At 38.9% G+C, this 15,650-nt stretch carries 13 protein-coding genes and 1 tRNA gene; 9 read left to right on the forward strand and 5 right to left on the reverse strand.

Annotation, left to right across the window (positions count from 1 at the left end; all coding sequences use genetic code 11):
• Nucleotides 1–81 precede the first annotated feature (81 nt).
• The 5 genes from SLP02_RS15035 (at nt 82) to SLP02_RS15055 (ending at nt 5,009) form a co-directional block, all read left to right on the forward strand.
• A complete protein-coding gene (locus SLP02_RS15035) occupies nt 82–3,207 on the forward strand; it encodes a DEAD/DEAH box helicase (RefSeq protein WP_319421500.1) in 3,126 nt (1,041 codons plus the stop codon).
• Nucleotides 3,204–3,398 carry a hypothetical protein gene (locus tag SLP02_RS15040; protein ID WP_319421501.1) on the forward strand — a complete coding sequence of 65 codons (195 nt, stop codon included), beginning with the start codon at nt 3,204–3,206 and terminating at the stop codon, nt 3,396–3,398. The genes SLP02_RS15035 and SLP02_RS15040 overlap by 4 nt, the downstream gene beginning before the upstream one ends.
• A 23-nt stretch (nt 3,399–3,421) precedes the next feature.
• Nucleotides 3,422–3,724, forward strand: a complete 303-nt coding sequence (locus SLP02_RS15045; protein ID WP_319421502.1) for a hypothetical protein — start codon at nt 3,422–3,424, stop codon at nt 3,722–3,724.
• 235 nt (nt 3,725–3,959) lie between these two features.
• Nucleotides 3,960–4,385 carry a DUF3987 domain-containing protein gene (locus tag SLP02_RS26715; protein ID WP_413467384.1) on the forward strand — a complete coding sequence of 142 codons (426 nt, stop codon included), beginning with the start codon at nt 3,960–3,962 and terminating at the stop codon, nt 4,383–4,385.
• A gap of 429 nt (nt 4,386–4,814) precedes the next feature.
• Nucleotides 4,815–5,009, forward strand: coding sequence for a hypothetical protein (locus tag SLP02_RS15055; RefSeq protein WP_319421504.1), 195 nt, complete (start codon nt 4,815–4,817; stop codon nt 5,007–5,009).
• Nucleotides 5,010–5,390: 381 nt separating this feature from the next.
• Here SLP02_RS15055 and SLP02_RS15060 read toward each other — a convergent pair.
• Nucleotides 5,391–5,464, reverse strand: a tRNA-Asp gene (locus tag SLP02_RS15060).
• Nucleotides 5,465–5,981: 517 nt separating this feature from the next.
• Here SLP02_RS15060 and SLP02_RS15065 point away from each other — a divergent pair.
• The 3 genes from SLP02_RS15065 to SLP02_RS15075 all read left to right on the forward strand — a co-directional run bounded on the left by SLP02_RS15065 (nt 5,982) and on the right by SLP02_RS15075 (nt 9,830).
• Nucleotides 5,982–7,880, forward strand: a complete 1,899-nt coding sequence (locus SLP02_RS15065) for a tetratricopeptide repeat protein (protein ID WP_319421505.1) — start codon at nt 5,982–5,984, stop codon at nt 7,878–7,880.
• 310 nt (nt 7,881–8,190) lie between these two features.
• Nucleotides 8,191–9,021 (forward strand): NAD-dependent epimerase/dehydratase family protein, encoded by an 831-nt coding sequence (locus SLP02_RS15070; RefSeq protein WP_319421506.1) that lies wholly within the window; start codon nt 8,191–8,193, stop codon nt 9,019–9,021.
• A 29-nt stretch (nt 9,022–9,050) separates the two neighbouring features.
• Complete coding sequence (locus SLP02_RS15075; RefSeq protein WP_319421507.1) at nt 9,051–9,830, forward strand: HAD family hydrolase; 780 nt, start codon at nt 9,051–9,053, stop codon at nt 9,828–9,830.
• Between the two features lie 69 nt (nt 9,831–9,899).
• Here SLP02_RS15075 and SLP02_RS15080 read toward each other — a convergent pair whose 3' ends face one another.
• From SLP02_RS15080 to SLP02_RS15095, 4 genes are all read right to left on the reverse strand, one after another.
• Nucleotides 9,900–11,159, reverse strand: a complete 1,260-nt coding sequence (locus SLP02_RS15080) for a SufS family cysteine desulfurase (protein ID WP_319421508.1) — start codon at nt 11,157–11,159, stop codon at nt 9,900–9,902.
• Between the two features lie 27 nt (nt 11,160–11,186).
• Nucleotides 11,187–12,611, reverse strand: coding sequence for a Fe-S cluster assembly protein SufD (gene sufD / locus SLP02_RS15085; protein ID WP_319421509.1), 1,425 nt, complete (start codon nt 12,609–12,611; stop codon nt 11,187–11,189).
• Nucleotides 12,611–13,384 carry a Fe-S cluster assembly ATPase SufC gene (gene sufC / locus SLP02_RS15090; RefSeq protein WP_319421510.1) on the reverse strand — a complete coding sequence of 258 codons (774 nt, stop codon included), beginning with the start codon at nt 13,382–13,384 and terminating at the stop codon, nt 12,611–12,613. The genes sufD and sufC overlap by 1 nt, the downstream gene beginning before the upstream one ends.
• A gap of 392 nt (nt 13,385–13,776) precedes the next feature.
• The gene (locus SLP02_RS15095) at nt 13,777–14,616 is read right to left on the reverse strand and encodes a helix-turn-helix transcriptional regulator (protein ID WP_319421511.1); all 840 of its coding nucleotides are present in this window, start codon (nt 14,614–14,616) and stop codon (nt 13,777–13,779) included.
• A gap of 107 nt (nt 14,617–14,723) precedes the next feature.
• Between SLP02_RS15095 and SLP02_RS15100 the strand changes: the two genes are divergently transcribed.
• The gene (locus SLP02_RS15100; RefSeq protein WP_319421512.1) at nt 14,724–15,644 is read left to right on the forward strand and encodes an NAD-dependent epimerase/dehydratase family protein; all 921 of its coding nucleotides are present in this window, start codon (nt 14,724–14,726) and stop codon (nt 15,642–15,644) included.
• Nucleotides 15,645–15,650 lie beyond the last annotated feature (6 nt).

Here is a 15,650-nt window from a genome sequence, read left to right on the forward strand (position 1 = left end):
ATTGTTCCAGAGATCTAACTCACAGACTATAAGTTAAATAAAGCATTGAATTGAGAAACACCCCTCTAACACTCTCAATTCATGCACTTACAAGATCGCTCCTGGCGCATTAGCTACTCCAGCAATGAAAATAATCCCATCGCCGACTTCTATATCCCTGCTTTAGAATGCGCTGTGCAGTACGATCGCAAGTCGGGATTCTTTGGTAGTGCCATTTTAAGTAAAGTAGCCAGGGGAATTGGGGCGATGCTGCATAATCAGGGTAAGATGCGCTTGATTATGGGCTGTCAGTTTAGTCCGCAGGATATTGCAGCGATAGAAAAGGGTTACGAACTGAGGGAGGCTTTAGCTTTTCGTCTAGATGCTGAGTTTAAAGAACCAGAAAACTTTGTGCAGCTAAAACACTTTGAGATCCTTAGCTGGCTGATTAAATACGAGTATTTAGATATAAAAATTGCCGTTCCTACAAAGGATCGAGGCATTCCCCTAGACAGCGATCGCCTGCTCGATCCGCAGCATATCTTTCATGAAAAGGTGGGAGTTTTTACCGATAGTAAAGGCGATCGCCTGGCTTTTAGTGGCTCAAACAACGAGTCTTTAGGAGGTTGGGAAAGTAACGTTGAATCATTCCATGTTTACTGTGGCTGGGAAGGCGATCGCGATCTAGAAAGAGTTAATGAAGAAGCCTATAGATTTGAACAACTATGGAACGATATGTCACCTAATGTCAAAATCTTTGATATTCCAGAAGCGGTGAAGCAAAAGCTATTACGCTATACGCCAAATAGCCAGCCAGTTTGGAAGCGAGAAGATGAAATTCAGAATGAACACCGTAATGCGGGCATTTTGCCTGCTAGAGATTTGCCCACAGGGGATTTACCTAAAATAAATTCAGAAACGAAAAATATAGAAGAAGCGAGCAAGATGCTCGCACTGCTAGCAAATCTCCATCAACATCCAGGTTGTTTAGATTTCTGCCTTAAATCCATTCCCATTCAACCTTGGGCGCATCAGCTTAAAATCCTCCGACGAGTTGCCGATAAATTTCCCTGTAGCTTTCTAATTGCCGATGAGGTAGGTTTGGGTAAAACAATTGAAACAGGCTTAATTCTGCGTTATTTAATCGTGAGTCAAAAGGTTGAACGGGTTTTAGTGCTTGCTCCTGCTAGCGTTCAGCCTCAATGGCAAGAAGAATTGAGAGAAAAGTTCAACCTGCATTTTTGGAGTTACAGCAAAGGCAAATTTAAAGACTGCTATGGCGAAACTACTTCCCCAGCCCTTAATCCCTGGAACACTCAGGATTTAGTTTTAGCCTCATCTCATTTAGTGCGACGCACTGAAAGAATTGAAGAACTACTAGCAGCCGAACCTTGGGATTTGGTTATCCTCGACGAAGCTCATCATGCCCGTCGTAAAAGCCCTCAGCAAAGAAAAGATACACCCAACCGATTGCTTCAGTTGATGCAGCAATTGAAAAGCAAAACCGAGTCTCTAATACTTCTTTCTGCTACCCCAATGCAAATCGATCCCATAGAGATCTTCGATCTACTTGATTTACTCGGCTTAGAAGGGCATTGGAGTTGTGGCGAAAATTTCTGTGAATATTTCTCGTCTCTCTCAACTCAACCAGATTCAGATACTTTGAATTTTTGGCAAACAATGTCTACTGATTATTTTCGTCGCGGTGGGATTGAATGCGATCGCTTAGGAAAACATTTAGTTAATAGCGATCGCATGATGGCTTATCGGCTAAGAGACACTTGGAAACAAGGAAAAAGTATTGTTAATGGTAGAAAGCTAGCTAAAGATGCTGAGTTTATCGATCTTTCTCGTCAATATCTAACGGTTAACACGCCTTTAAAGGATTTGATGTTTCGCCACACCCGCGATACATTGAGACAATATTACAAACTGGGTATTTTAGATCGCGATATCCCCCGCAGAACAGTCAGTGATAATGCGATCGCTCTTGAACCTAATAGAGAAGTTCCGCTCTATCAAGCTGTTAGCGATTATGTCCGTCACTTTTATAGATTGGCGCAGAAAGAAAACCGTAATGCTTTAGGCTTCTTGATGACGTTATATCGTAAACGTCTCACCAGTTCCTTTTATGCTATTCGCGAATCTCTCCAGCGACGCTTAGAAGGTATCAAGGAATTACCATTAGACGATCTTAGGGATTTAGATGATGCAGATGATTCAGTAATTACAGGTTTAGAAGCCTATTTAAAAGAACCAGTAGATCCCAAAGAGATTGAATATTTAGAAGATTTGTTACGACAGTTTGAGAATACGGGTGAAGACAGCAAATTATCCCATTTCATCACGATTCTGCGTCAAGAACTAAGTCAAAGAGAAAGTGCGATCGTTTTTACTCAGTACACTGACACGATGGATTATTTGCGTGAGAATCTTCAACAGCTATTTGGTTCTCAAGTCGCTTGCTATTCAGGGAGAGGGGGTGAACTATATCGAGATGGAACATGGCAAGGATTACCCAAAGAAGAGATTAAAAAACAGTTTCGAGAAGGAGAAATTAAAATATTACTCTGTACTGAATCTGCCAGTGAAGGATTAAACTTACAAACTTGTGGAGTACTAATCAATTACGATTTGCCCTGGAATCCCATGAGAGTCGAACAACGCATCGGCAGAATCGATCGCATCGGTCAAATTCATCCTACAGTTAACATCCACAACTTCTATTATGACGGTACTGTAGAAGCAAAAGTATATCGAAGATTGCGCGATCGCATTGATGCTTTTCAAAGTGTAGTCGGCAATTTACAGCCGATACTGGCTCAAGTGCCTACCTTTATTGAGCAAGCTGTTATGAGTGCCGATCCTGAAGAAGAAGATGTTTTGCTAGCAGAATTTGAACAGGTGTTAAATACTCCTCCTTTACGTCCTGGCTTAGAGGAAATGAGCGCAATGGATGTCCAAGCTGACTTAAAAGAAATTCAAAAACCACTTGTTGTTAGTCCTATTACTTCAGAACAAATAGAAGCACTATTGACTAACTCCCAAATGTTAATAGCCAATGACATCTTTTTTGAACCACAAGGCGATCGTATCTGGGAATTAACCTACAAAAATGAGGTCTATATTGTAACTTTTTATGTCAATGTCTTTGATAAGAAGCCATCTCTACGATTAATGAACTTTGGAGATCCTTTGTTTAGGCAACTCTTAACAAGACATCAATGATCCAAAAAACAAAACCTTGGAAATTTAGCACTGGGGCAAAGTCATTAGCTGGCAAAAAGATAAGTAGTAAGAATGCCCTGAAGCACGGATATCGAAGTGCAGATGCGATCGCAGATCAAATGGCTGCGGTTTTGGTGGCAGCCCTGTTGATTACTTTCATAGCCTCGATCGAGGTAAGTGGGAAAAAGTAAGGGGGAAAGATTTTGTAGAGACAGTGCGACACTTAGCTTCATTAGCAGGTGTTCCTTTTCCCGAACGCAAACTATCTTCAGAACAAATCGAACAAGCAAGGAAATGGGAAAGACGCAGAAGCATATTACAAGCAGGTACTGAATATTTTCAGCAGATGCTGTGGAGCGATCGCGCAGTTGAAGCTAAACAATATTTGGTTGAAAAAAGAGGAATATCTGAAGCAGGAATCAAAGATTTAGGACTTGGGTTTTTACCTAATTATCTAGAACTAAGAAAATCTTTGCAAAAACTGGGATTCAAAAATGATGAAATTAACATTGTTTGATTAAAGTCGTTAGAAAGCTATATTACCTATCCTTGAGAAAGGAATTAGATGCTTTTTTCTGGAGTGAAATTAATCAGCATACTAAGGCTTTTGACTTAGGGAAAATATACCAATCTATCAAGCAGTTTCCGTTGCTGAGACAATATCTGAAGACTTAAAAGAAACTGAACTTCTTAAACAAGAAATAAGCAAGCTAATTGAGACTGAAGTAACTGACACGGAAATCGAACTATCAATTCAAGATCAAGCTAGCCGATGCGATCGCTCTTCCAGTGATTTACGCAGATCATTTAGAGCGTTAGAAATTGATGCACCAGTAAAACCCAAACCTCCCAGAGAATACATCGTCACTGATTCTACATCAGAAGCGATCGCCCACATTCAAAACAATCAGCCTAATAATGGTTTTCTGGGATGGTTCGATGAGTTAACAGCATTATTTGGACAGCAGAATGCCTACCGTGGGGGTAAAGGCTCAGACACAGAAAAAATTCTTAGCGGTCGTGATGGTACGGGCTTTAAAATCAATCGTGTTGGAGGTAGAAGAATTAACTGTATTCGCTCTGGGTATTCAATTATAGGCGGGATTCAGCCAGATATACTTAAAAAACACATGGGCGACTTTAGCAATCCATCAGGGTTATGGGCAAGATTTGTTTAGGTTAATCTGCCTATAGTTCAAAAGCCTTATCCAGAAGATTCAGTCAAACTAGAAGTCAACGATATACTCTGTTCGCTTTATAAGAAACTGGGTAGGATAGAGACTTATTCATTTAAACTTTCTTTTGAGGCGCAAATAGTTTTTAGACAATGGTACGAGCGATCGGAAGATCTGAAAATAGCTGAACCAAGACAAGCTATAAGAGCAGTCTATGCTAAATCTCAAAGGTGATCGGGTCAACTCGCCTTATTGCTGCATTGCATTACATACTCTCTGAATCAGCGAGAACCAATTCAAGAAGTTTAATTAGATACTATGCAAGCTGCCGTTCAATTGACTGTATTTTACATCGATCAAGTTCAATTAGTTCACGCCAATAGCATTACATCTGAAGAAAATTGATCATCAACTCATTTCAAAATTATCAACTTGTCTAACTGTAAAGGCTGGATCAAAGCTAGAGATGTGCAAAATAGTATTCGGTGTTTTAAGAAAGTATCTTCCAATCGCATTTGCAGCATATTCCGAGAATTGGAAGCTAATAGCTATGGAGTAACTAAACTTGAGGGCAAAAAACTTATTTGGAACGCTGATAATTCTTTAGATTCGGTAGACGCTGAATAGACCTTTAACTGGAATAAAGTTAAACCTGCAAACAACTGTTCACAAGTATTTCGACATATTATTAATCGACTGTAGACAAGTAGACGGAAACTTATCTTTCATGAAAGTTAACCTGTCTGCTTTGTCTTGTGACAAGATTTAATATTTCAACTCTTCTGAAATTTTTACTGCCCTTCGCGTCTACACGATGTGTTTGTAGAAAATTTTTGAATGCTACTAGAAAAATACTAGAGATTCATACTATTTTTGTACCATACAAACGGTTTTGTACTAGTATTATACTGTGTGATTTTGATGCTTTCTTTTAGTTACTACTAGAAGGAAATAATTGCTGAACTCATCAAAGCCTTACACTGTATGCTTTATAGTTGTTTTTAAAAACGGGACTGACGGGACTCGAACCCGCGACCTCCTGCGTGACAGGCAGGCATTCTAACCAGCTGAACTACAGTCCCACAAATCGTTTCGACAACTCAGAAGAGCCTTTTTTAAATTGTCACAAAATACATAGTAACATATTAAACAGGAATATCAAGCATAAAAAAATGAGTTTGGGAAAGGAAATTTGTCATTTTATGATGCTCACCGTTATTAAAATCTAGGATATATTTAAAGTCACGGTAATTTATTTTCAATAGTGAACACATCTTTGTAACATGGCTTTACATTAAGTTGCTAGTAAGAATATCTTGTAGTACAGCAATAAGCTGTCATTCATTGGTTGTTAATTATATATTTCTTTAAAATTACGGATATATAACTCAAAGTCAACTTTCGGCAAAAAAAGTAATAATTTAAATATATTTTGCGAGAAATAGTAACTGTTAGTACTTAATTTTGGTAGTTAACTTGCTATTAAATCTAATTAGTTATTGACATTATAATTTTGCTACAAGAAGAAAGACTGAGCGGATAATATCTAAAAATTATTAAATATATGTAATATTATCTTTAATATTCATGTAAAATATTGTGTCTCACTCAAAAGATAAAATACTATTAGGTACAGTTTTACAGCAAGCTGGTCTTGTCTCTGACGATCAAGTTAAAACAGCTCTTATTCAACAAAAGCAAACTGGCAATAACTTAAGAATCGGCGAAATTTTGGCTTTTCAAGGGCGTATTGACCCGAAAACGGCAGATTTCTTTGCAGAACGTTGGTTTACTGTAACCAAAGAACAAGCACAGCAGCCCATAGGTCAATATTTAAAGCAAGCTGCGCTATTAAACGAACAGCAGATCCAGGAAATCTTAAAAGAGCAGCAGCAAACTAAATTAAAGTTTGGCGAGATGGCGATCGCCAAAGGCTGGCTAAAACCAGCAACGGTCAGCTTTTTTGTAAAAAACCTTACTTTTCAGTCTAAGTCTACCTTGGAAGTTAAGCAGTCAGTATTTAGTGACTCTTTAGATTCTTCTCAAAAAGTTCACCAAGAATTTCTTAAAATCAAGTTAAGATTACTCAATTTAGAAAATCAAGATGTTTATTCCGAAAAAGCTTTAGACACTGTACTATTATGGACTGGAGGACAGTCTCCTCTAACTCAAAAGTTATTTGAATTTATATCTCAAGAAAATATTATTAAGGGCAAAGAAAAAGAGCAGATTGATTATTTGATCGAAAATAAACTATTAAATAATCTGCAAGATAAAAATCTCATTAATCATTTTGAAACTATAAAAGAACGCTTACTTCATAATCAACAGTGTGAGCCAAAAACCTTGCTGCGACTCTATCGACAAGTATTAGAAGAAAAAGTACTTACTGATGAAAGTAAGGAACAGCAAGAGCTATTAAGAACTGGTTTAGTAATAAAGCAGCAAGACAAACTAGCTGCGGCTAACCCAATTTACCAATCTTTGTTTGATCTAGTTTGGATAGAAAAAAATTTAAACAGTTTGGACAATCAAAACACACTTGAACTTGCCATTGTTCCTGAAGTTTCAATAGTGGCATCACCTGAACCTGCTCAAAAGCAAAGTAGATTAGCCAAAACTAGAAATATTTTGCTTTTATTGGCTTTTATTGCTTTATTATCTGTGTTTTTAAACAATATGTTTAAGCGTATGATGATTAAATCAACGTTCGCTCAGGGCAACGCTTTGCTACAGCAAAAATCTTTTGAACAAGCGTTAGAAAAATACAATGAACTGCTAAAGACTGACAGTAATTATTTTCAAGCTTGGACTAATCGAGGTTATGCTTTGGCAGGGATACAGCAATATGAAGAAATGCAGAAATCTTGCTCTACTGCAACTATAATCAAGCCGACGGCGGTGTATGCCTGGAATTGCGTAGGAGAAGCACTACGCAACCTGAAAAAACCACAAGAAGCAATATCAGCTTTTGATGAAGCGATCGCTTTAGCGCCTAACGATCCTATCTTATTAATCAACAAAAGCGAATCTCTCAAAGCTATGGGAAAAGAAGCGGAATCGCTGGCGGTGACCAAAGAAGCAATCCAAGTTTTAGAACAGAAAGAATCAGTTGAAGGCAAAGAAACTGTAAGTAGCGAATTTGCTGTAGCGTTAACTTTTTTAGGTAACGGCTATCGGCAAACAAAGCAGTACCAGGAAGCCATCAAAAGCTACGATCGCGCTCTACAATATTCCTCAGATTATTTTCCTGCTCGTATAGGCAAAGGAATTTCCCTCAATCAATCACAACAATTTCAACAAGCTCAAAATGAATTTAGAGCTATTTTGAATAATAGCCAATTAACAGATAGCAATAAAGCTCAAGCTTGGTTTTATCTGGGTGACACCTTGTGCGCTTCTGAGCAAAAGGCTGCTGGAGTTGCTGCTTTTGACCAAGCTATAAAACTTCAACCTAGCTATGAGGCAGCTAAAACAGCTCAACGGCAGTGTAATTAATCATATATAGCCGTCTAAAATCCTGGCAAAGACTTGACCAGACAGAGGACAATTACGCCTAATGTGAATTAGGTTTGCTACTATTCATTAGTAAAAAGCTTGATTATAAAAGATGTTCAAGAACTTACTTTAGGAGATGATTGTTATTCTTAAATCCAGAGCAATTAATTAGTCAGTAAAACAGATATTGTAGCTATACTCTTATACGGAAGGGGTCTGGGGGAAAGTTACCCTAGGAATACATCGCGGTTTTAAGAGATAAATTTTAGATAAAAAACTTTTTAATTCATATCAAACGTCAATTATCAAGATGAAAGCATTAATTATCGGCTGTGGTTATGTTGGTAGTAAAGTAGCTCGTCTATGGCATGAAGCTGGCAACGAAGTTACTGTAACCACTACAACCCCAAGTAAACGATCTACATTAGAGGCGATCGCTGACAAGGTTGTAATATTAACAGGAGACGATCTGGCTACCTTAAAACAAGTTTTAGCCGATCGAGAAGTGGTTTTACTAAGCGTTGGGGCAAAACAACGCAGCCAAGAAGGTTACACCAAAGCTTATTTAAAGACAGCTAAGAATGTTGTTACTGCTCTTAAGACAAATGATAGTGTTAAACAACTTATTTATACCAGTAGCTATGGCATTTTGAGCAATCAAAACGGCGATACCGTCGATGAAGCTATATCGGTTAATCCTGCTACGGAAATAGGTCAAATACTGCACCAGACTGAGAAAGTTTTATTTTCAGCTTCAGAAAAGAAGCTAAACATCTGTATTTTTCGCTTATCTGGCATTTACGGCACAGGCAGAGAATTAATTAAAATATTTAAAGGTAGGGCAGGAACAACTCGACCAGGAGAGGGAAAAGACTATACTAATTGGATTCATGTCGATGATATTGCACGGGCGATCGCTTTTGCCCAACAACAACAGCTACAGGGTATTTATAATCTTACTAGTGATGAAGTATTAACTACTAAAGAGTTTTTCCAGAAATTATTCCAGGCTCATAACTTAACCGATATTACCTGGGATAGTTCACAGACTTCAAGTCGTACCCTGAATCTGAAGCTTTCTAATCAAAAACTGAAAGATGCGGGTTTTAAATTTACACATCCACAGATTGAGTTTGAGTAAATCCTATTCCCTATTCCCTAAATTATTATATGTCTGCAACACTTCCTGATATCTTGGCACTGGACTTTGATGGTGTGATTTGTGATGGTTTGATTGAATATTTTGACAGCACTAAAAAAGCCTATCAACAGATATGGCAATCAGAAGAAATTAGCGATCGCTTTGCACCAAGTTTTTATCGATTACGTCCAGTGATTGAAACAGGCTGGGAAATGCCCATCTTATTAAGAGCCTTAGTTTTAGGTATTCCTGAATCCGAAATCTTACAGGATTGGCACAAGACTGCCTCAGAAATTGTCAAATCAGAAGGATTAGATAAATCGGCGGTAGTGCAAAAGCTAGATGAAGTTAGAGATAAACAGATTAAAAATAACTTAGATAGCTGGTTAGCATTACATCGTTTTTATCCTGGTGTAATTAAATATCTGCAACAAATAATCAATTCCAGCGTCAAGCTATATATCGTCACGACTAAAGAAGGACGCTTTGTTAAACAACTATTACAGCAGCAGGGAATCGATCTACCCCAGGCGCAAATTATTGGCAAAGAGACTAAACGCCCTAAATATGAAACCCTGAGAATTTTGCGCGATCGACATCAAGTAACAGGAGAGAATATTAGTATCTCTTTTGTTGAAGATCGCCTCAAAGCTTTACAGCAAGTAGCTCAACAAAATGACCTAAGTTTTGTTAATTTGTTTTTGGCAGACTGGGGTTATAACCTAGAAAGCGATCGCCATCTGGCACAACAAGATGCCAGAATTGAGCTATTGTCTTTAGAACAATTCCCGCAAAAATTTATTGAATAAGGTTATAAAAGGTTAACAAATTTAAGGTAACAATGGACAACCCAACAATTCAAACCAACCTAGCAATTTTTAGTTCATACCCTCAAAAAAATCAATCGTACTTTTCAAAGCTGTAATAAAAGCATCTATCTCTTCACGGGTGTTATAAAAATACAAACTAGCTCTCGCACTGCCAGAGGCATTTAAGATACGGTGTAGTGGTTGAGTACAGTGATGACCTGAGCGAATAGCAATACCTTCGTGATCTAACAAGGTTGCTAAGTCGCTGGCGTGTATTCCTGGCACGTTAAAAGCTGCTAAAGCTGCTCTACCTTTACCCTCTGGAGTAGGCTTGTTGCCGTAGATTCTGAGGTTAGGAATTGTTTCTAATTGCTTAAACAAATAAGCAGTTAACTCTTCTTCATAAGCGTGAATTTTATCCATGCCTATATTAGTAAGATAATCTACTGCTGCACCAAGGGCGATCGCTTCACCGATAGCAGGTGTCCCCGCCTCAAATTTATGGGGTAAATCGCCATAGGTAGAATGATCGAGGAATACCTCATCAATCATTTCTCCACCACCCATAAAGGGAGGCATATCTAGCAAGATATCCTTTTTGCCGTAAAGGAAGCCAATCCCTGTAGTAGCACACATTTTGTGTCCTGATGCTACTAACCAATCACAGTCCATTGCCTGAACATCAACAGGCAGATGGGGAACACTTTGACAGGCATCTATTAATACTTTTGCATCGTGTTTATGAGCTTCACTGGTAATTTCTGCTACTGGGTTGATTACTCCCAAAGTATTAGAAACATGAACAAGAGAAACCAGCTTAGTTTTAGCGGATAACAAAGACTTGTATTGTTCAAAATCAAACTCTTCAGTAGAAGTAAGTTCGACATATTTAAGCACCGCACCAGTTTTTTGAGCGATAAGCTGCCAGGGAACAATATTGCTGTGATGTTCCATTACTGAGAGAATAATCTCGTCTCCAGGCTTGAGGTTAGCTAGTCCCCAGCTATATGCCACCAAGTTAATTGCTTCACTGGCGTTACGAGTAAAAACAATCTCTTCACGAAAGGTAGCATTGATAAACTGAGCAACTTTATCTCTTGCCCCTTCATAGGCATCCGTAGCCCTCCCACTTAATGTATGCGCCCCACGGTGAACATTGGCGTTATCCTGTTGATAATAATGTTGCAGAACATCTAATACTGCTTGAGGTTTTTGAGAAGAGGCAGCACTATCAAAGTAAATTAAGGGATTGTCGTTAACCTTTTGATGTAAAATTGGAAAGTCGCCTCTGACGCGATCGCCCAAAGTTTTTGATTGAATTAAAGTCATGTTTCTAAAGTTTTGCTGGTTAAATTGTCAGATATTAATTTTTTGCTCAATAGTCTGGGTAATTCTGCTTCTCAAAGATTCTAGAGGAATGCGATCGACGATCTCCGCTGCAAAAGCATCGATTAATAATTGATTTGCATCAGCTTCGTTTAAACCACGACTACGTAGATAGAAAATTTCCTCAGCTTCTAACTGGCTCACTGTTGCACCGTGGGCGCACTTTACATTGTCTGCGGTGATTTGTAACTCTGGCTTTGTGTCTACCCTAGCCTTGGAAGAAAGTAAGAGGTTGCGGTTTAGCTGTGTGGCATCGGTTAGCTGTGCTTCTTTGGGGACAAATACCTTACCATTGAAAACTGTATGAGCGCGATCGCCTACAATACATTTATGCAGTTGATCTGTATTACCGTGGGGTTTGGTTAGAGCAATAATACTATGAGTATCAGATACTTGTTCTTGTGTAGCCACCGTCAAACCGTTAAGATTGCTTTCAGTTTGTTCTCCCTGCTGCAATACCTCTGGGTTATGACGAAATAGTTTTGCGCCCAAATTAATCTCGTTAATTGTATAGTGACTGTCACGCGCTTGAGATACGGCGGTTTTGCCAATATGAAAGCTAGCTGCTGATTCTTGTTGCAGACGGGTATGATTTACCCTAGCGTTATCTTTAACAAAAACTTCGGTAACGGCGTTAGTAAAGTATTCTCCCGTACCAATATATTCTTCGATTAAAGAAATATTTGAGCCATTTTCCGTCACAACTAGGGTACGAGGTTGAGCAAAGATAGACTCTGATTCGCCATCGGCGACAAACACTAGATGTATAGAGGTTTCTACCACCACATCTTTACTCGTCCAAATCACCGCTACATCTGAACCGCCAGCAGTATTTAGTGCTGTAAAGGCATCCTCCGCACCATGTTGTTGAGCAAAATATTTACTAGCGTCACAGTCTTTGGGCAGATCGTCTAAGCTACCCACATAAATACCTGTGGGTAATCCAGATATGTTTGATAATTCAGCATTGTATCTACCGTTAACAAATACTAAACGACTATTTTCTGTTTCTGGTGTGGGCGAACAGCCCTTCGGGTTCGACATCGGAAAGCATTCCCTTGCGCCTAACGGCGACGCGGGGTCTTTCCTCAGTTTGCTTATGTCGGTGAAACCGCCCACCGCAACTGTCTCACTGTTTGCCCCTACATTCGATGCTGCTACAAATTTTGCTTTACTCAAAGATGACAAATCAATAAAACGCCAGTCTTCATCTTTGTTTGTCGGTACAGATAAACGAGACAACCAGTTTTTTGACTGTTGACGAACATTTTGTAACCACTTAGGTTCATTTTCTTGTACCTGACACTGCTGCAACAAACCTGTAAAGAAAATATCTTCTATTACTTTTGCTTCATGTAGCTTAGAAACAGTAGCAAAGGGAATCTGTACCGCCATTATCCAACCCCCGCAGGTGACTTATCATCGAGAAAATCGTAACCGCGACTTTCTAATTCCAAAGCCAATTCCTTACCGCCACTGGTGATAATTTTGCCATCCCCCATGACGTGAATAAAATTTGGTTCAATATATTCTAGTAGACGTTGATAATGAGTAATTAATAAATAACCCTTTTCAGGAGTTTTTAACTGATTTACCCCATCAGAAACTATTCTCAAAGCATCAATATCTAAACCTGAATCAATCTCGTCCAAAATAGTCAAAGTGGGATCTAATAATGCCATCTGGAGAATTTCGTTGCGCTTTTTCTCTCCACCAGAAAAGCCTTCATTTAGGCTTCTGGCTAAAAAGCTAGGATTCATTTTCACTACTTCTAGCTTTTCTTCGATTAGATCTTCAAAATCGAAGGTATCTATTTCTTCTAATCCCTGATATTTACGTTTAGCGTTGTATGCCACTCGCATAAAGTCGAGATTGCTGACTCCAGGAATTGCTAAAGGGTATTGAAAAGCCAAAAAAATGCCGCTATTAGCTCTTTCGTCAGGCTCTTTTTCGACAATATTTTCACCCTGGTAAATAATTTCTCCACCAGTTATTTCATAGTCAGGATGCCCTGCGATTATCTTAGATAGGGTGCTTTTTCCTGAACCGTTGCGCCCCATAATAGCGTGGATTTCTCCCGCCTTGATTTCTAGATTGACACCCTTAAGAATTGGCGTGCCATCAACGTTAGCTGTTAAATTGCGTATCGATAAGATTGTTTCGCTCATTGTTTGTTTAAATAAACAATTTCTGACTATGGGTTTAAAGACTCTCAGACGTAAGTAAATTAAGCTATGCGCTAAAGAGAACTATGTAAAAATCGAGGATTAAAACAACATTTTTATTGTTTAAGTCTATTGTAGACTACATCGATTAGCGATATGTTGTCAAAACTGAAAAAATTTCTCGGTCGGTTTATTGACAGCGATCGCTCTAGGCTCAGTTCAGTATTTAAGTCCAACTAAGTCTTCAGTCTATTTGGACATAATGTATTGCTCACTATTTGTAGCCATTGGATTCTTATAAATACTTGAGACAAACAATTTTGATTTTATAAGTCCAAATAAAATTACTGTATAAGCCGTAAAAGATTAACAGACTTTGTATTAAGGCGATCGCGTTAAGCGCTACATTCTTTAATAGTTTTTTGCAGCTTTTGTAACTTTGACTTATCTAAACTTGCTTTCGGCGTATAAGCGGTAAGTCGTAGATTAGCTGCTGGATAAACTTGGAAAGTAACGGAATCTAACACCAGTTTGCCGACAATAGGATGATTTAATTCTTGTACTTCATGAGGACGAGCAACATCATGACTCTTCCACCACTGGCGAAACTGAGGACTGACTTTTTGAAGTGTCAGGGCTAATTCGCTCCAGCTTCTATCGCTAGCATTTTGAGCGTAATCAGCTCGAAAGTGAACCAGTAAGCAATGGGCAAATTCTGACCAGTTTACAAAAAGTTCCTTCATAGCTGAGTTAGTAAACGCTAACCACATTAAATTGCATTCTGATGAAGACAACACGTCAAAGTCTCCAAAAACTGCAATAGCCGCTTGATTCCACGCCAGCAAATTCCAGCGCCAATCTACCAGATAAGCGGGGTTTGGTTCTAAACTTTCTAACACCTGTCGGATTGATTCTGTAACTTGCTCTTGCGCCAAAGATGAAGGTGGTGGCGACTGTCCTGCTAAAGAAAATAAATGCTCTTGTTCGTGGCGATCTAATTGAAGTGCTTGAGCAATTCTTAAAAGGGCTTGGGGAGATACTTTAACCGATCTTGTTTGTTCCAACCATGTGTACCAAGTAACGCTTATTTGGGCAAGCTCGGCTACTTCCTCTCGTCGCAAACCAGGAACTCGACGGCGTAATCCAGGTGGTAAACCAACTTGAGCGGGTGAAAGTTTAGCTCTGCGGGTGCGAAGAAAATCAGCAAGCTCCTTTAATCGCTCTTTTTCGTTCATTTAAGATATTAGTTTTTATACCAGTATAAGTAAACTCTGGTACTAAGATTAGGCTTTTGTCAGACTAATCAATAGTAAAAAGAAATTAGATCTACGAGAAACGAGCCATGAAAATTTTTCTAACTGGTGCGACTGGATATATTGGTGGGTCAGTTGCAGTAAAACTAATTGATGCAGGTCATCAAGTTTTGGGACTTACACGCTCAAAAGAAAAAGCAAAACACCTTGAGAAAATGGGCATTGAAACTATTCTTGGCAGCCTCACAGACAGCCAACTCCTAATTGAGGCTACACAAAAATCTGATGCCGTAATCAATGCTGCTGATTCTGACAACCCTTGGATAGTAACAACAATTTTGCCAGTGCTGAATGGTACTGATAAACTATTTATTCAAACTAGCGGTTCTAGTCTTGTCGGAGACAAAGCTGCTGGTAATAAGAGCGAATTAGTTTTTACTGAAGATACGCCATTTCATCCCGCAATCGAAAAAGTAGGACGTATTGCCATTAATGAAAGAGTTCTAAATGCTGCTCAACAAGGCGTACATTCTATAGTCTTATGTCACAGTCTAATTTATGGTCGAGGTCAGGGAATTAATGCAGAAAGTATTCAAGTTCCTGGGCTAATTGAACTGGCTAAAAAAACTGGTAAAGCCAGTCATATTGGCAAAGGCGAAAATATTTGGTCGCACGTTCATATTGATGATGTGGCGCAGTTATATTTGCTGGCAATAGAAAATGCTCCCGCTGGTTCGTTTTTCTATGTAGAAAACGGTGAGGCATCTATGAAGACAGTCGCCGAAGCAATTAGTCGAATGTTGGGTTTAGAGAAAAAAACAGAACAGATATCTCTCGATGATGCGATCGCTGAATGGGGTGCAGAAATGGCTCACTTTGCCTTTGGTTCTAATAGTCGGATTACGGCAACTAAAGCCCGAAAAATGCTCTCTTGGAATCCTACTGGGGCAAGTTTATTAGCTGAAATTGAATCTGGCTATTATCATCAGAATGCTCAACTATCTATCTAAGCCTTA

The organism is Pleurocapsa sp. FMAR1, assembly GCF_963665995.1.
Taxonomy (GTDB): Bacteria; Cyanobacteriota; Cyanobacteriia; order Cyanobacteriales; family Xenococcaceae; genus Waterburya.